This window comes from Pseudomonas sp. QTF5, assembly GCF_000512695.2.
GTDB lineage: Bacteria > Pseudomonadota > Gammaproteobacteria > Pseudomonadales > Pseudomonadaceae > Aquipseudomonas.
Map to the genome: position 1 here is coordinate 17,553 of NZ_AZRW02000030.1, position 16,770 is coordinate 34,322.

At 59.6% G+C, this 16,770-nt stretch carries 12 protein-coding genes; 8 read left to right on the plus strand and 4 right to left on the minus strand.

From position 1 onward, the window contains the following. Positions 1–225: 225 nt before the first annotated feature. The 4 genes from IC37_RS20855 to IC37_RS20870 all read right to left on the minus strand — a co-directional run bounded on the left by IC37_RS20855 (position 226) and on the right by IC37_RS20870 (position 3,925). Positions 226–966 (minus strand): YciK family oxidoreductase, encoded by a 741-nt coding sequence (locus tag IC37_RS20855; protein ID WP_030128748.1) that lies wholly within the window; start codon positions 964–966, stop codon positions 226–228. A gap of 178 nt (positions 967–1,144) precedes the next feature. Beyond that, positions 1,145–1,816, minus strand: a complete 672-nt coding sequence (mupP, locus tag IC37_RS20860; protein WP_030128747.1) for an N-acetylmuramic acid 6-phosphate phosphatase MupP — start codon at positions 1,814–1,816, stop codon at positions 1,145–1,147. A gap of 4 nt (positions 1,817–1,820) precedes the next feature. Continuing rightward, positions 1,821–2,519, minus strand: a complete 699-nt coding sequence (gene ubiG, locus IC37_RS20865) for a bifunctional 2-polyprenyl-6-hydroxyphenol methylase/3-demethylubiquinol 3-O-methyltransferase UbiG (RefSeq protein ID WP_008005938.1) — start codon at positions 2,517–2,519, stop codon at positions 1,821–1,823. A 71-nt stretch (positions 2,520–2,590) separates the two neighbouring features. Continuing rightward, positions 2,591–3,925, minus strand: a complete 1,335-nt coding sequence (locus IC37_RS20870; protein ID WP_030128746.1) for a TRZ/ATZ family hydrolase — start codon at positions 3,923–3,925, stop codon at positions 2,591–2,593. Positions 3,926–4,032: 107 nt separating this feature from the next. Here IC37_RS20870 and mtnA point away from each other — a divergent pair, with 107 nt between their 5' ends. The 8 genes from mtnA (at position 4,033) to rpsA (ending at position 16,524) form a co-directional block, all read left to right on the plus strand. Beyond that, the gene (gene mtnA / locus IC37_RS20875; RefSeq protein WP_030128745.1) at positions 4,033–5,109 is read left to right on the plus strand and encodes an S-methyl-5-thioribose-1-phosphate isomerase; all 1,077 of its coding nucleotides are present in this window, start codon (positions 4,033–4,035) and stop codon (positions 5,107–5,109) included. Positions 5,110–5,555: 446 nt separating this feature from the next. After that, positions 5,556–8,225: a DNA gyrase subunit A gene (gene gyrA, locus IC37_RS20880; RefSeq protein WP_030128744.1), complete on the plus strand. Its 2,670-nt coding sequence runs from the start codon at positions 5,556–5,558 to the stop codon at positions 8,223–8,225. Positions 8,226–8,486: 261 nt separating this feature from the next. Then, a complete protein-coding gene (gene serC / locus IC37_RS20885; protein ID WP_030128743.1) occupies positions 8,487–9,572 on the plus strand; it encodes a 3-phosphoserine/phosphohydroxythreonine transaminase in 1,086 nt (361 codons plus the stop codon). Then, positions 9,572–10,666 carry a prephenate dehydratase gene (gene pheA, locus IC37_RS20890; protein WP_030128742.1) on the plus strand — a complete coding sequence of 365 codons (1,095 nt, stop codon included), beginning with the start codon at positions 9,572–9,574 and terminating at the stop codon, positions 10,664–10,666. Before serC ends, pheA begins: the two co-directional genes overlap by 1 nt. A 12-nt stretch (positions 10,667–10,678) precedes the next feature. Beyond that, positions 10,679–11,791 (plus strand): histidinol-phosphate transaminase, encoded by a 1,113-nt coding sequence (gene hisC, locus IC37_RS20895; protein WP_030128741.1) that lies wholly within the window; start codon positions 10,679–10,681, stop codon positions 11,789–11,791. 28 nt (positions 11,792–11,819) lie between these two features. Further along, complete coding sequence (locus IC37_RS20900) at positions 11,820–14,027, plus strand: bifunctional prephenate dehydrogenase/3-phosphoshikimate 1-carboxyvinyltransferase (protein WP_030128740.1); 2,208 nt, start codon at positions 11,820–11,822, stop codon at positions 14,025–14,027. Next, complete coding sequence (gene cmk / locus IC37_RS20905; protein WP_030128739.1) at positions 14,024–14,713, plus strand: (d)CMP kinase; 690 nt, start codon at positions 14,024–14,026, stop codon at positions 14,711–14,713. Before IC37_RS20900 ends, cmk begins: the two co-directional genes overlap by 4 nt. A gap of 119 nt (positions 14,714–14,832) precedes the next feature. Further along, positions 14,833–16,524, plus strand: a complete 1,692-nt coding sequence (rpsA, locus tag IC37_RS20910) for a 30S ribosomal protein S1 (protein WP_030128738.1) — start codon at positions 14,833–14,835, stop codon at positions 16,522–16,524. Positions 16,525–16,770 lie beyond the last annotated feature (246 nt).

Genomic DNA, 16,770 nt, shown 5'->3' on the forward strand with positions numbered 1-16,770 from the left:
TCCGCCTCGTCTGCTTTCACACGGCGTGTCTGAACAAAATTAGAGCGAAAGTCGTGCCATTCGGTTCAGTCGGATAAAAAAGTGTTCTAAATCAAAAAGGTGGAGGGTTTCACGAGGGGTGTCAGTGGGTGCGGTGACATTTGTTTGACTTGAAACAGAGGTAGTTACTACGGTTTTGAACGCCGCGACGGGAATCTGTCGCGGCACAAAAGCGACGCACGGGCGTTACTGAGCGTTGAACGCCTGACCGTTGATGCCGGTACTGTCCGGCCCCATCAGGTAAAGGTAGACCGGCATGATCTCCTCGGGTGTCGGGTTGTTCAGCGGGTTTTCACCGGGGTAGGCCTGAGCGCGCATGCTGGTGCGGGTGGCGCCGGGGTTGATGCTGTTGGAGCGTACCGGTGCCACTGTGTCCACTTCGTCGGCCAGGGTTTGCATCAGGCCTTCGGTAGCGAACTTGGAAACACCGTAAGCGCCCCAGTACGCACGACCCTTGCGACCGACGCTGCTGGAGGTGAACACCACCGAGGCGTCCTGAGACAGCTTGAGCAGCGGCAGCAGGGTACTGGTGAGCATGAACATGGCGTTGACGTTGACGTGCATGACGCGCATGAAGTTCTCGCCGGACAACTGCTCGATCGGGGTCCGGGGACCGATGATGGATGCATTGTGCAGCAAACCGTCGAGGTGGCCGAACTCGGTCTCGATCATGGCCGCCAGTTCATCGTATTGATGGGGCAGGGCGGTTTCCAGATTGAACGGGATCACCACCGGCATTGGATGCCCGGCTGCTTCGATTTCATCGTAGACCTGAGTCAGGTTGGCTTCGGTCTTGCCCAGCAACAGCACGGTGGCGCCGTGGGCCGCGTAGGTTTTTGCGGCGGCAGCACCGATGCCACGGCCAGCGCCGGTGACCAGGATGACCCGGTCCTTGAGCAATTCGGGGTGGGCGGAATAATCAAACATAAAAAACCTCACAAAAACAGAAGACAGATCGCGGCGCGGCCAATCGCGGGCAAGCCCGCTCCCACAAGAGTCGAGGGTGTTTACACAATTTGTATTCGCCACCAGAACCCTGTGGGAGCGGGCTTGCCCGCGAAGGCGTCAGCATTCACGCCACATACCCGAAGCTTGAAACCGGTTCTCAGCAGCCACAAAGGGCGCTATCAAGCACCTGACGCAACTCCAGCGGATGATCGACCACTACATCCGCGCCCCAATGCCGCGGGTTATCGTCCGGATGAATATAGCCATAGGTCACGGCAGCCGTTTTGGTGCCCGCATCGCGGCCGGACTCGATATCCCGCAGGTCATCACCCACAAACAGCACGCTGGCCGGGTCCAGGTCGAGCATCTTGCACGCCAGGATCAACGGCTCCGGATCCGGTTTGCTGTTCTTCACATGGTCCGGGCAGATCAGCAGCGCTGAACGCTCGGCCAGCCCCAGCTGCTGCATGATCGGCTCGGCGAAGCGCAGCGGTTTGTTGGTGACGACGCCCCAGATCAGGTTGGCCTTCTCGATGTCGGCCAGCAATTCGCCCATGCCGTCGAAGAGCTTGCTGTGAACCGCGCAACCTTTGACGTAGCGCTCCAGAAACTCCAGACGCAGCTCCTCGAAACCCGGCGACTCCGGGTCCATCGAGAAAGTCACCGCGACCATCGCTTTGGCGCCACCGGAGATCTCGTCACGGATGTGTTTGTCGTTCATCGGCGACAAACCACGGTCAGCGCGCATCGCCTGGCAGATGGCGATGAAATCCGGCGCGGTGTCGAGCAGGGTGCCATCCATGTCGAAAAGGACTGCTCTGATACGCATCGGCTTACTCCTCGCGCAGGGTCTGGATCATGTAGTTGACGTCCACGTCGGCCGCCAGTTTGTAGTGCTTGGTCAGTGGATTGTAGGTCAGGCCGATGATGTCCTTGACGGTCAAACCGGCCATGCGGCTCCAGGCGCCAAGCTCCGAAGGACGGATGAATTTCTTGAAGTCGTGGGTGCCGCGCGGTAGCAGCTTCATGATGTATTCGGCGCCGACGATGGCGAACAGATAGGCCTTCGGGTTGCGGTTGATGGTGGAGAAGAACACCTGGCCGCCCGGTTTGACCATTTTGAAACAGGCGCGGATCACCGACGACGGATCTGGTACGTGTTCAAGCATTTCCAGGCAAGTAACTACGTCGAACTGCTCGGGCATTTCCTCGGCCAAGGCTTCGGCGGTGATCTGCCGGTATTCGACGCTCACGCCGGATTCCAGCTGATGCAACTGAGCAACCGCCAGCGGCGCTTCGCCCATGTCGATGCCCGTCACGGTCGCGCCGCGTTGAGCCATGGCTTCGCTGAGGATGCCGCCGCCGCAACCGACGTCGAGGACCTTCTTGCCAGCCAGATTGACACGCTCATCGATCCAGTTGACCCGCAACGGGTTGATGTCGTGCAGCGGTTTGAACTCGCTTTCGCGGTCCCACCAGCGATGGGCCAGGGCTTCGAATTTGGCGATTTCGGCGTAGTCGACGTTGCTCATGGTGTCAGTCCTCTAAAACTTGAAAAATCCTGTTGCCCCGGTTTCGGTCCAGGGTGCTTACAATTCGGTGCTTACGATTCGGTATGGCCGCTGATGCGCTGGCCCCAGGCCCTGGCGGTAGCGCACAGTTGCGCTTCATCCAGACGGGTCAGGCGGCGGTCGTCGAGCAGTTGCTTGCCAGCGACCCAAAGGTGTTTCACGCAATCGCGGCCGGAGGCATAGATCAGTTGCGAAACCGGGTCATAGACCGGTTGCTGTGCCAGGCCCGACAGGTCGAACGCAACGATGTCCGCCGCTTTGCCGACTTCCAGCGAACCCGTCTCAGCTTCGATTCCCAGCGCGCGGGCGCCGTTGAGCGTGGCCATGCGCAGGGCGCGATGGGCGTCCAGCGCGGTAGCGGAGCCGGCAACAGCCTTGGCCAGCAACGCAGCAGTGCGGGTTTCGCCGAGCAGGTCGAGGTCATTATTGCTGGCCGCGCCATCGGTGCCGACCGCCACATTGACCCCGGCCTGCCATAAGTGCTCCACCGGGCAGAATCCGCTGGCCAGCTTCAGGTTCGACTCCGGGCAATGAATCACATGGGTGTTACTTTCTACCAGCAGCGCCAGGTCTTCATCGCTGATCTGGGTCATGTGAACGGCCTGGAGGCGCGGCCCGAGCAGGCCCAGGCGGCCGAGGCGGGCCAACGGGCGTTCGCCGCTTTGCTCGACCGACTGCTGCACTTCGAAAGCGGTTTCATGGACGTGCATATGAATCGAGGCGTCCAGTTCTTCAGCGATAACCCGGATTTTTTCCAGGGTTTCGTCACCCACGGTGTAGGGTGCATGGGGGCCGAAGGTGATTTTGATCCGCTCGTGATGCTTGAGATCACCGAATAATTCGACGCCCTGACGAATGGCGTCATCTGCCGTGGCGGCGCCAGGAATCGGGAAATCGAGGATCGGAATGGCGATTTGGGCGCGAATGCCGCTGTTATGTACGCGTTCGCAGGCGACCTTCGGCAAGAAATACATGTCGGAGAAACAGGTGATGCCGCTTTTGATCTGCTCGGCGATGGCCAAATCAGTGCCGTCGCGTACGAAAGCCTCGTCTACCCATTTGGCTTCAGCGGGCCAGATGTGGTTTTCCAGCCAGGTCATCAGCGGCAGATCGTCGGCCAGACCGCGGAACAGCGTCATTGCCGCATGCCCGTGGGCATTGATCAGGCCGGGGCTGAGCAACATGTCCGGCAATTCGCGGACTTCGGTTGCGTTAAGCTTCAAGGCTGCTGCGCGCGGGCCGATAAATACGATACGACCGTCGCGGATGCCCAGGGCATGCTCTTTAAGGACCACGCCAGCCGGTTCGACGGGTACCAGCCAGGTTGGCAGCAATAATAGGTCGAGCGTAGCGGTGGGGGTCGGCATCGAGAATCGGTTCCGGCTTTTGTAAAGGATGGCGAAGTATACCCGAGCGTCTTCGCGGGGGGATCGCTATAATCGGCGGCTTTTGTTCATGAGTGCGGGGTAAGTGGATGCGCGATCGACTGTTGGCTGCGGAGAAGGTGAAGGCCATCGATTGGCGTGATGGCGCACTGTACCTGCTGGATCAGCGTATTTTGCCGTTCGAGGAAACCTGGATCGCCTACACCAGCGCTGCGGGTGTGGCTGAGGCCATTCGCTCGATGGTGGTGCGCGGCGCCCCGGCCATCGGTATCAGTGCCGCTTATGCCATGGTGCTGGCAGCCCGCACCCGAATTGCCGAGGGTGGTGACTGGCAGGCAGCGTGGGAAGAGGATTACGCGTTGCTGGCTGATTCCCGTCCAACGGCGGTGAATCTGTTCTGGGCCTTGAGTCGCATGCGTGACCGCCTGGACCGCCTCAAGGAAGATGCAGACCCTCTGGCGGCGCTGGAAGCCGAAGCCATCGCCATCCATGAAAGTGATCGCGAAGCCAATCTGACCATGGCCCAACTGGGTGTCGACCTGATCCGCAAGCATCAGGGCAACGCCCAGGCGATCCTCACGCACTGCAACACCGGCGCACTGGCCACCGGCGGCTTCGGCACGGCGCTGGGGGTGATTCGCGGGGCTTTCATCGAAGGTATGGTCGAACGCGTCTATGCCGATGAAACCCGGCCATGGCTGCAAGGTTCGCGATTGACCGCATGGGAATTGGCCAATGAAGGCATTCCCGTGACCCTCAATGCTGACTCCGCCGCCGCGCACATTATGAAAACCAAAGGCGTGACTTGGGTGATCGTCGGTGCCGACCGCATCACCGCCAATGGTGATGTGGCGAACAAGATCGGCACCTACCAACTGGCGGTCAACGCCATGCACCATGGCGTGCGCTTCATGGTGGTGGCGCCGAGTTCGACCATCGACATGAATCTGGCCAGCGGCGACGAGATTCCCATCGAAGAGCGCGACGGCCGCGAGTTGCTGGAAGTCGGCGGCAAGCGGGTGGCGGCGGATGTCGATGCGTTCAACCCGGTGTTCGACGTGACGCCTGCGGATTTGATCGACGCGATCGTTACCGAAAAAGGCATCGTCGAACGGCCGGACACGGCGAAAATGGCGCAGTTGATGTGCCGTAAGCGGTTGCATTAAGGCTCTTTGGCGTCTGATAAATTGCCTTCGCGAGCAAGCCCGCTCCCACATTGGGCCGAGTCGGTCGCAGAATTTGTATGCGACACCGATCCAATGTGGGAGCGGGCTTGCTCGCGAAGAGGCCCTGACAGTCAACAAATATCGCTGATCAGGCCCCTGATTCTCCATTCAACACGGCTCTAAGCCCCTCTCGTCCCTTTCAAGCCTGTCACCGGTCAACTAACTATGCTCCATGCGCATCTGGGGGATAGGTGCGTGGCGGCTCTTGTGATAACATCCGGCGGTTTCCAGGGTAGCCTGATGTGGCTGCCTTTACTGCGCAGATCCATGGCATAACTCGTTGATTTGTCGTAAGTCGGTGCATGGCACTCAGTCTGCATCGGCGAGCTTCGTTCGTCCCATATGGATGTGACGAAGTTTCACCAGAAAAAGGAATCAGGCTTCTCATGGGCGAACTGGCCAAAGAAATCCTCCCGGTCAATATCGAAGACGAGCTGAAGCAGTCCTACCTCGACTACGCGATGAGCGTGATTGTCGGGCGGGCACTGCCGGATGCGCGCGATGGCTTGAAGCCCGTGCACCGGCGTGTGCTGTTCGCGATGAGCGAGCTGGGCAACGACTTCAACAAGCCGTACAAGAAATCTGCCCGTGTTGTCGGTGACGTGATCGGTAAGTATCACCCGCACGGTGACACCGCGGTGTACGACACCATCGTCCGGATGGCGCAGCCATTCTCGCTGCGTTACCTGCTGGTAGACGGTCAGGGCAACTTCGGTTCGGTGGACGGCGACAACGCCGCGGCCATGCGATACACCGAAGTGCGCATGACCAAGCTGGCGCACGAGCTGCTGGCTGACCTGCACAAAGAAACCGTGGACTGGGTGCCGAACTACGACGGCACCGAAATGATCCCCGCGGTCATGCCGACCCGTATTCCCAACCTGCTGGTCAACGGCTCCAGCGGTATCGCCGTGGGCATGGCGACCAACATTCCGCCGCACAACCTCGGTGAAGTCATCGACGGTTGCCTGGCGCTCATCGACAACCCTGAGCTGACTGTCGACGAGCTGATGCAATACATCCCCGGCCCGGACTTCCCGACCGCCGCGATCATAAACGGTCGCGCCGGCATCATCGAAGCCTACCGCACCGGTCGCGGGCGCATTTACATGCGTGCCCGCTCGATGATCGAAGACATCGACAAGGTCGGTGGTCGTCAGCAGATCGTCATCACCGAACTCCCTTACCAGCTGAACAAGGCCCGTCTGATCGAGAAGATCGCCGAGCTGGTCAAAGAGAAGAAGCTTGAAGGCATCACCGAGCTGCGCGACGAGTCCGACAAGGACGGTATGCGCGTCGTGATCGAATTGCGTCGCGGTGAAGTGCCTGAGGTGATCCTCAACAACCTCTACGCCCAGACCCAGCTGCAAGCGGTGTTCGGTATCAACATCGTCGCGCTGATCGACGGCCGTCCGCGGATCCTGAACCTCAAGGACCTGCTGGAAGCTTTCGTTCGTCACCGTCGCGAAGTGGTTACCCGTCGTACCGTGTTCGAGCTGCGCAAAGCGCGCGAACGTGGCCACATTCTGGAAGGTCAAGCGGTTGCCCTGTCGAACATCGACCCGGTCATCGCCCTGATCAAGGCCTCGCCAACCCCGTCGGAAGCCAAGGAAGCGCTGATCAGCACGCCTTGGGAATCTACCGCCGTGGTTGCGATGGTCGAACGTGCCGGCGCCGATTCGTGCCGCCCGGAAAACCTCGATCCGCAATACGGTCTGCGCGACGGCAAGTACTTCCTGTCGCCAGAGCAGGCGCAAGCCATTCTGGAACTGCGTCTGCACCGTCTGACCGGTCTGGAACACGAAAAGCTGCTGGCCGAGTATCAAGAGATCCTCAACCAGATCGGCGAGCTGATCCGCATCCTCAATAGCGCCGTGCGTCTGATGGAAGTGATCCGCGAAGAGCTGGAAGTGATCCGCGCCGAGTACGGCGATGTGCGTCGCACCGAGATTCTCGATGCCCGTCTCGACCTGACCCTGGGCGACATGATCCCGGAAGAAGAGCGCGTCGTGACCATTTCCCACGGTGGCTATGCCAAGACCCAGCCATTGGCTGCGTACCAGGCTCAGCGTCGTGGCGGTAAAGGCAAGTCGGCCACCGGCGTCAAGGATGAGGACTACATCGCTCACCTGCTGGTCGCCAACAGCCACACCACGCTGCTGCTGTTCTCCAGCAAAGGCAAAGTGTATTGGCTGAAAACCTACGAAATCCCTGAGGCGTCCCGCGCGGCCCGTGGTCGTCCGCTGGTCAACCTGCTGCCACTGGACAGTGATGAATACATCACCACCATGCTGCCGGTCGAGGAATACACCGAAGGTCACTTCATCTTCATGGCCACTGCTAAAGGCACCGTGAAGAAGACCCCGCTGGAATCCTTCAGCCGTCAACGCAGCGTCGGCCTGATCGCGCTGGAGCTGGACGAAGGCGACGTGCTGATCTCTGCCGCTATTACTGATGGCGAGCGCGAAGTCATGCTGTTCTCCGACGGTGGCAAGGTCACTCGTTTCAAGGAAACCGACGTTCGCGCCATGGGCCGTACCGCTCGCGGTGTTCGCGGTATGCGTCTGCCGGAAGGTCAGAAGCTGATTTCCATGCTGATCCCGGAAGAAGGCAGCCAGATCCTCACCGCTTCGGCGCGAGGTTTCGGCAAGCGCACCGCGATCACCGAGTTCCCTGAGTACAAGCGTGGCGGTCAGGGCGTTATTGCCATGGTCAGCAACGAGCGCAACGGCCGTCTGGTCGGCGCAGTCCAGGTGCTCGACGGCGAAGAAATCATGCTGATTTCCGACCAGGGTACTTTGGTTCGAACCCGTGTCGACGAAGTCTCCAGCCTGGGTCGTAACACCCAAGGCGTGACCCTGATCAAGCTGGCCAGCGATGAAACGCTGGTGGGCCTGGAGCGGGTTCAAGAGCCGTCGGAAGTCGAAGGCGAAGAGCTGGAAGGCGAAGGGCTCGACGGTGAAGAGGGTGCGGTGTTCGACGGTGAAGTCGTGATTGACGACGTTGCCGAAGACCAGCAACTCGACGCCGCCGCTGACGAAGAGCCGCAAGAGTAAGCGGGCAAGCAGGGGGGCGGATGAAGATTCGCCCCCTTGTTGTTTGTCCCTTTTGAAAATTCGACACCTAAGAAGATTTTTGTGTGGAAGGGCTTTTGTGGGAGCCGGGCTTGCCCGCGATGCAGGCACCGCGGTGTATCTTGTAGACCGTGGTGATGCCATCGCAGGCAAGCCAGCTCCCACAAAGGCTGTCACCCCCATGAGGTCTGTGTCGGCTGATGATTTATTGCGTGATACCACCAAATCAGAGCGAGATTGGATGTGAGCAAGAGAGCCTATAACTTCTGTGCCGGTCCTGCGGCGCTTCCCGAAGCTGTCCTGAAGCGCGCCCAGGGTGAACTCCTTGATTGGCACGGCAAGGGCCTGTCGGTCATGGAAATGAGCCATCGCAGCGATGAGTTCGTGTCCATTGCCACCAAGGCCGAGCAGGATCTGCGTGATCTGCTGAATATCCCCTCGAACTATAAAGTGCTGTTTCTGCAAGGTGGCGCGAGCCAGCAATTTGCTCAGATTCCTCTGAACCTGTTGCCGGAAAGTGGTACCGCCGACTATATCGACACCGGTATCTGGTCGCAGAAAGCCATCGAAGAAGCTTCGCGCTACGGCCACGTCAACGTTGCCGCCACCGCCAAGCCTTACGACTATTTCGCGATTCCCGGTCAGAATGAATGGAACCTGTCGAAAGACGCGGCCTACGTTCATTACGCACCGAACGAAACCATTGGCGGCCTGGAATTCCAATGGATCCCGGAAACCGGTGATGTACCGCTGGTCGCCGACATGTCCTCGGACATTCTCTCGCGTCCGGTGGATGTCTCGCGCTTCGGCATGATCTACGCCGGCGCCCAGAAAAACATCGGCCCGAGCGGCGTCGTCGTGAACATCGTTCGCGAAGACCTGCTGGGTCACGCCCGTTCCATTTGCCCGACCATGCTCAACTACAAGGTTGCGGCCGATAACGGCTCGATGTACAACACCCCGCCAACCCTGGCCTGGTACTTGTCCGGCCTGGTGTTCGAGTGGCTGAAAGAGCAGGGCGGCGTCGAAGCCATCGGCAAGCTCAATGAAGTGAAACAGCGCACGCTGTACGATTTCATCGACGCCAGCGGCTTGTACAGCAACCCGATCAACAAGTCGGACCGCTCGTGGATGAACGTGCCGTTCCGTCTGGCCGACGATCGTCTCGACAAGCCGTTCCTGGTGGGTGCCGACGAACGCGGCCTGCTGAACCTCAAGGGCCACCGTTCTGTGGGCGGCATGCGTGCCTCCATCTATAACGCCGTCGATATCGTTGCGGTCAACGCACTGGTTTCGTACATGGCAGAGTTCGAGAAGGAACACGGTTAATGTCTGAGCAAGAACTCAAGGCACTGCGCCTGCGCATCGATGCTCTGGACGAAAAAGTCCTGGAGCTGATCAGTGAGCGCGCACGCTGCGCCCAGGAAGTTGCGCGAGTAAAGATGGCCTCGCTGGCCGAAGGCGAAGTGCCGGTGTTCTATCGTCCTGAGCGTGAAGCTCAGGTGCTCAAGCGTGTGATGGAGCGTAACCAGGGGCCACTGGGCAACGAAGAGATGGCGCGGCTGTTCCGCGAAATCATGTCCTCGTGCCTGGCCCTCGAGCAGCCGCTGAAAGTGGCTTACCTCGGCCCTGAGGGGACATTCACCCAGGCCGCGGCCATGAAGCACTTCGGCCACGCAGTGATCAGCAAGCCGATGGCGGCGATCGATGAAGTGTTCCGTGAAGTGGCGGCCGGTGCGGTGAACTTCGGCGTGGTCCCGGTGGAAAACTCCACCGAGGGCGCGGTCAACCACACCCTCGACAGCTTCCTCGAACACGACATGGTGATCTGCGGCGAAGTCGAACTGCGGATTCACCATCATCTGTTGGTCGGTGAAAACACCAAGACCGACAGCATCAGCCGTATCTATTCCCACGCCCAGTCCCTGGCTCAGTGCCGCAAGTGGCTGGACGCCCATTACCCGAATGTCGAGCGCGTGGCGGTTTCGAGCAACGCCGAAGCGGCCAAGCGGGTCAAGGGTGAGTGGAACTCGGCGGCGATTGCCGGCGACATGGCGGCAGGCCTGTACGGGTTGACCCGTCTGGCCGAGAAAATCGAGGATCGCCCGGATAACTCCACGCGATTCCTGATGATCGGCAGCCAGGAAGTACCGCCGACCGGCGACGACAAGACCTCGATCATCGTCTCCATGAGCAACAAACCCGGTGCGCTCCACGAACTGCTGGTGCCGTTCCACGATAACGGCATCGACCTGACGCGCATCGAGACCCGTCCGTCGCGCAGCGGTAAATGGACCTACGTGTTCTTCATCGACTTCGTCGGCCACCATCGCGATCCTCTGATCAAAGGTGTGCTGGAAAAGATCAGTCAGGAAGCAGTGGCACTCAAAGTGCTGGGTTCCTACCCGAAAGCAGTTCTCTAAGGGCGGTAGCAAATGAGTGGCAACTTCCTCGCTCTGGCACAGCCGGGCGTGCAACAACTTTCGCCTTACGTTCCGGGCAAGCCCGTGGACGAACTGGCCCGTGAGCTGAACCTCGATCCGGCCAATATCGTCAAACTGGCGAGCAACGAAAACCCGTTGGGCGCCAGTCCGAAGGCGCTGGCAGCGATTCGCGAAGCGCTGACCGAGCTGACCCGTTATCCGGACGGCAACGGTTTTGCGCTCAAGACCCTGCTCGCCGATCAGTGTCGCGTCGAGCTGAACCAGGTGACGCTGGGCAACGGCTCCAATGACATTCTGGAGCTGGTGGCGCGTGCCTATCTGGCGCCAGGCCTGAACGCGGTGTTCAGCGCGCATGCGTTTGCGGTCTATCCGATCGTGACCCAGGCCGTTGGCGCCCAGGCCAAAGTGATCCCGGCCAAAGACTGGGGCCACGATCTGTCGGCCATGCTGGCTGCGATCGATGCCGATACCCGCGTGGTGTTCATTGCCAACCCGAACAACCCGACCGGGACCTGGTTCGACGCCCAAGCGCTGGATGATTTCCTGCAGGACGTACCGGCTCATGTGCTGGTGGTGCTGGACGAAGCCTACATCGAATACGCCGAAGGCAGCGACTTGCCCGATGGCCTGGACTATCTGGCGGCCTACCCGAACCTGCTGGTCTCGCGCACCTTCTCCAAGGCCTATGGTCTGGCATCGCTGCGGGTCGGCTATGGTTTGTCCTCGGCCATCGTCGCCGATGTGCTCAATCGCGTGCGTCAGCCGTTCAACGTCAACAGCCTCGCACTGGCCGCCGCTTGTGCAGCGCTGCAAGACGTCGAATACCTGGCCGAAAGCCGTCGTCTGAACGAATCCGGCATGCAGCAGCTGCAAACGGGTTTCCGTGAGTTGGGGCTGAGCTGGATCCCATCCAAAGGCAACTTCATCTGTGTCGATCTGGGGCGCGTTGCGGCTCCGGTGTTCGAGGGGTTGCTGCGCGAAGGCGTGATCGTGCGTCCGGTGGCCAACTACGGCATGCCGAATCACCTGCGTATCACCATCGGTTTGCCGGCTGAAAACAGCCGCTTCCTCGAGGCGCTGACCAAGGTTATGGCTCGTGGTTGATGTCACTGCACTGCAATCTGCGCAACCTATGATCGGTCGCCTGGTGGTGGTCGGCCTGGGCTTGATCGGCGGTTCATTTGCCAAAGGCTTGCGTGAAAGTGGTCTGTGCCGCGAAGTGGTCGGGGTCGATCTCGACCCGCAGTCGCGCAAGCTGGCGGTCGAGTTGGGCGTGGTGGATCGCTGCGAAGAAGACCTGGCGGCTGCTTGCCAGGGCGCTGACGTGATTCAGTTGGCGGTGCCGATCCTGGCCATGGAGAAGTTGCTCGCACTGTTGGCGGGCATGGATCTGGGGCAGGCGATTCTGACCGACGTCGGCAGCGCCAAGGGCAATGTGGTGCGCGCGGCGACCGAGGCGTTTGGCGGCATGCCGGCGCGTTTCGTGCCGGGGCATCCGATTGCCGGTTCCGAGCAGAGCGGGGTGGAAGCCTCCAATGCCGAGCTGTTCCGTCGCCATAAAGTGATTCTGACACCGCTGGATCAAACCGATCCGGCCGCGCTGGCGGTGGTCGACCGGTTGTGGCGTGAATTGGGCGCCGACGTCGAGCACATGCAGGTCGAGCGTCACGACGAAGTGTTGGCGGCGACCAGCCATTTGCCGCACTTGCTGGCGTTTGGTTTGGTCGATTCGTTGGCCAAACGCAATGAAAATCTTGAGATCTTCCGTTACGCTGCGGGCGGTTTCCGCGATTTCACAAGAATCGCCGGTAGCGACCCGGTCATGTGGCACGACATCTTCCTCGCCAACCGCGAAGCTGTCCTGCGCACACTCGATACATTTCGCAGCGACCTCGACGCCTTGCGCGACGCGGTCGATGCAGGGGATGGGCACCAATTGTTGGGCGTGTTCACGCGCGCCCGGGTTGCCCGCGAGCATTTCAGTAAAATCCTGGCCCGCCGGGCCTATGTGGACGCTATGAATTCCAACGATCTGATTTTCCTGGCACAACCTGGTGGCCGCCTGACTGGGCGGATTCGTGTACCGGGCGACAAATCGATTTCCCACCGTTCGATCATGCTCGGCTCCTTGGCCGAAGGCGTCACCGAAGTGGAAGGTTTCCTCGAGGGCGAAGACGCTCTGGCGACCCTGCAAGCTTTCCGTGACATGGGCGTCGTCATCGAAGGTCCGCACCACGGTCGTGTGACCATCCACGGCGTCGGCCTGCATGGCCTGAAGCCTGCGCCGGGCCCGATCTATCTGGGCAACTCCGGCACTTCGATGCGTCTGCTGTCTGGCCTTTTGGCTGCGCAGAGCTTCGACAGCACGCTGACCGGCGACGCTTCGCTGTCCAAGCGCCCGATGAATCGCGTGGCCAATCCGCTGCGCGAAATGGGCGCCGTGATCGAGACTGCTGCTGAAGGTCGTCCTCCGATGACCATTCGTGGCGGCAACAAGCTCAAAGGTCTGACTTACACCATGCCAATGGCCAGCGCGCAGGTTAAATCCTGCCTGTTGCTGGCGGGCCTGTATGCCGAAGGCAAGACCACCGTCACCGAGCCGGCACCGACTCGCGACCACACCGAGCGCATGTTGCGCGGCTTCGGCTACCCGGTGACCGTCAACGGCGCGACCGCGTCGGTGGAGTCCGGCCACAAGCTGACCGCGACCCACATTGAAGTGCCGGGCGATATTTCGTCGTCGGCATTCTTCCTGGTGGCGGCGTCGATTGCCGAAGGTTCGGAGCTGGTGCTTGAACACGTCGGCATCAACCCGACCCGCACTGGCGTGATCGACATCCTGCGCCTGATGGGCGCTGACATCACCCTGGAAAACCAGCGTGAAGTTGGCGGCGAGCCGGTAGCGGATCTGCGCGTACGGGCAGCTAAACTCAAAGGTATCGAGATCCCTGAGGCGCTGGTTCCACTGGCGATCGACGAGTTCCCGGTGCTATTTGTGGCCGCTGCATGTGCCGAAGGGCGCACCGTGCTGCGCGGCGCCGAAGAGCTGCGCGTGAAAGAGTCGGACCGGATCCAGGTCATGGCGGACGGTCTGCTGGCGCTGGGCGTCAAGTGCGAACCAACCCCGGACGGCCTCATCATTGATGGCGGCCAGATCGGCGGCGGCGAAGTGCACGGTCACGGTGATCACCGGATTGCCATGGCCTTCAGCGTGGCTTCTTTGCGCGCCACTGCACCGATCCGCATCCATGATTGCGCCAACGTCGCGACCTCGTTCCCGAACTTCCTTGCGCTGTGCGCGCAGGTCGGTATCCGTGTTGCACAAGAGGCTCAGTCGTGAACAACATCGCACCGGTCATCACCATTGATGGGCCAAGCGGCTCTGGCAAGGGGACTGTCGCCGGCATGCTGGCCAAGCGCCTGGGCTGGAATCTGCTGGATTCCGGTGCGCTTTATCGATTGCTGGCGTTCGCGGCGCATAACCATGGCGTCGACCTGACGAATGAGGAGTTGCTCAAAAAGCTCGCCGCTCATCTGGATGTGCAATTCATCGCGGCGACCGACGGTCAACTGCAGCGCATTATTCTGGAAGGTGACGAAGTCAGCGACGTCATTCGTACCGAAAGTATCGGCTCGGGTGCCTCGCAGGTCGCTGCGTTGCCCGCCGTGCGCGATGCGCTGCTCCAGCGCCAGCGGGCCTTTCAGGAACCGCCGGGTCTGGTGGCCGATGGCCGCGACATGGGCACGGTGGTATTTCCCGGGGCGCCGTTGAAGATATTCCTCACTGCCAGTGCCGAGGAGCGTGCACGCCGTCGATACTTGCAGTTGAAGGGCAAAGTCGATGGTGTTAGTCTGTCGAGTCTGCTAGATGAGATACGTGCGCGCGATGAGCGTGACACCCAGCGAGCGGTAGCCCCGCTTAAACCGGCGGCTGACGCCATACAGCTGGATTCCACGGAATTATCCATCGATCAGGTGCTGGAACGCATCATGAGCGAGATCGCACTCCGCGATATCGCCGGGTGACCAAGAAGCGCCTCAGGGGACCAGTCATAGTCCTGCGGTGTTTCTTTAAATGAACGTAACCCACGTCGTCTGGGATGTGGAGATGGGCGTATTCTTCGCCCTTATACTCAGGAATTAAAATGAGCGAAAGCTTTGCGGAACTCTTTGAAGAAAGCCTAAAAACCCTGAACCTTCAGGCAGGCTCCATCATCACCGGTGTTATCGTTGATATCGATTACCAGGCTCGCTGGGTAACCGTTCACGCTGGCCTGAAGTCTGAAGCACTCATCCCGCTTGAGCAGTTCTACAACGACGCTGGCGAACTGAACATCAACGTTGGTGACGAAGTTCACGTAGCGCTGGATTCGGTTGAAGACGGCTTTGGTGAAACCAAGCTGTCCCGTGAAAAAGCCAAGCGCGCTGAATGCTGGATTGTTCTGGAAGCTGCCTTCGCAGCCGAGGAAGTGGTCAAGGGCGTTATCAACGGTAAGGTTAAAGGCGGCTTCACTGTCGACGTTAACGGCATCCGTGCGTTCCTGCCAGGTTCCCTGGTTGACGTCCGTCCTGTGCGCGATACCACGCACCTGGAAGGCAAAGAGCTGGAATTCAAGGTCATCAAACTCGACCAGAAACGCAACAACGTTGTCGTTTCCCGTCGCAGCGTCCTCGAAGCCGAGAACTCCGCCGAGCGCGAAGCTCTGCTGGAATCCCTGCAGGAAGGCCAACAAGTCAAAGGTATCGTCAAGAACCTCACCGATTACGGCGCATTCGTCGATCTGGGTGGCGTCGATGGCCTGCTGCACATTACCGACATGGCTTGGAAGCGCATCAAGCATCCTTCCGAAATCGTCAACGTTGGCGACGAGATCGATGTCAAGGTTCTGAAGTACGATCGCGAACGCAATCGTGTTTCCCTGGGCCTGAAGCAACTGGGCGAAGATCCATGGGTTGCTATCAAAGCCCGTTACCCAGAAAGCACTCGCGTTACCGCTCGTGTAACCAACCTGACCGACTACGGCTGCTTCGCTGAGCTGGAAGAAGGCGTTGAAGGTCTGGTACACGTTTCCGAAATGGACTGGACCAACAAGAACATCCACCCTTCGAAAGTCGTACAAGTCGGCGACGAAGTGGAAGTCATGGTTCTGGACATCGACGAAGAGCGTCGTCGTATCTCCCTCGGCATCAAGCAGTGCAAGTCCAATCCATGGGAAGACTTCTCTGGCCAGTTCAACAAGGGCGATAAAATCTCCGGCACCATCAAGTCGATCACCGATTTCGGTATCTTCATTGGTCTGGACGGCGGCATCGACGGTCTGGTTCACCTGTCCGACATCTCCTGGAACGAAGTGGGCGAAGAAGCCGTTCGCCGCTTCAAGAAGGGCGACGAGCTGGACACCGTTATCCTGTCGGTTGACCCAGAGCGCGAGCGCATCTCCCTGGGTATCAAGCAACTGGAAAGCGATCCGTTCTCCGAGTACGTTCAAGAGAACGACAAAGGCGCCATCGTTAAAGGCATCGTGAAAGAAGTTGACGCCAAAGGCGCCATCATCACTCTGGCCGACGATATCGAAGCGACTCTGAAAGCCTCCGAAATCAGCCGTGACCGCGTTGAAGACGCGCGCAACGTTCTGAAAGAAGGCGAAGAAGTAGAAGCCAAGATCATCAGCGTTGACCGCAAGAGCCGTGTAATCCAGCTCTCGATCAAGTCGAAAGACGTTGAAGACGAGAAAGAAGCCATCCAGAGCTTGAAAGACAAGCCTTCGGATAGCATCGCTGCTGGTCCTACCACTCTGGGCGACCTGTTGCGTGCACAAATGGAAAAACAGAACTAAGTTCTGTCAGACCATAGAAAAAGGGCGACTTCGGTCGCCCTTTTTTGTGTCTGCGATTTGGTGAATCCCAAGCGTAGGGATGGCGCCACCGCTGGCTCCTGCGAAAAGCGGTTTGTTCGCCGCCTTATTTCTTTCGTGAAACCAATGATCTACATGAGCTGTCTGTAACTTCATACAGGTCAATCGTCTATTCAAGGCTAGGCTTAGGCTGAAGTGAACGACCGCTGGGCAATGCGCCTGGCATAA

Excerpts from the sequence above, each read along its gene's own strand:
- IC37_RS20855 (WP_030128748.1), bottom strand. The coding sequence starts at position 966 with ATGTTTGATTATTCCGCCCACCCCGAATTGCTCAAGGACCGGGTCATC.
- mupP (WP_030128747.1), bottom strand. The coding sequence starts at position 1,816 with ATGCGTATCAGAGCAGTCCTTTTCGACATGGATGGCACCCTGCTCGAC.
- ubiG (WP_008005938.1), bottom strand. The coding sequence starts at position 2,519 with ATGAGCAACGTCGACTACGCCGAAATCGCCAAATTCGAAGCCCTGGCC.
- IC37_RS20870 (WP_030128746.1), bottom strand. The coding sequence starts at position 3,925 with ATGCCGACCCCCACCGCTACGCTCGACCTATTATTGCTGCCAACCTGG.
- mtnA (WP_030128745.1), top strand. The coding sequence starts at position 4,033 with ATGCGCGATCGACTGTTGGCTGCGGAGAAGGTGAAGGCCATCGATTGG.
- gyrA (WP_030128744.1), top strand. The coding sequence starts at position 5,556 with ATGGGCGAACTGGCCAAAGAAATCCTCCCGGTCAATATCGAAGACGAG.
- pheA (WP_030128742.1), top strand. The coding sequence starts at position 9,572 with ATGTCTGAGCAAGAACTCAAGGCACTGCGCCTGCGCATCGATGCTCTG.
- hisC (WP_030128741.1), top strand. The coding sequence starts at position 10,679 with ATGAGTGGCAACTTCCTCGCTCTGGCACAGCCGGGCGTGCAACAACTT.
- IC37_RS20900 (WP_030128740.1), top strand. The coding sequence starts at position 11,820 with ATGATCGGTCGCCTGGTGGTGGTCGGCCTGGGCTTGATCGGCGGTTCA.
- rpsA (WP_030128738.1), top strand. The coding sequence starts at position 14,833 with ATGAGCGAAAGCTTTGCGGAACTCTTTGAAGAAAGCCTAAAAACCCTG.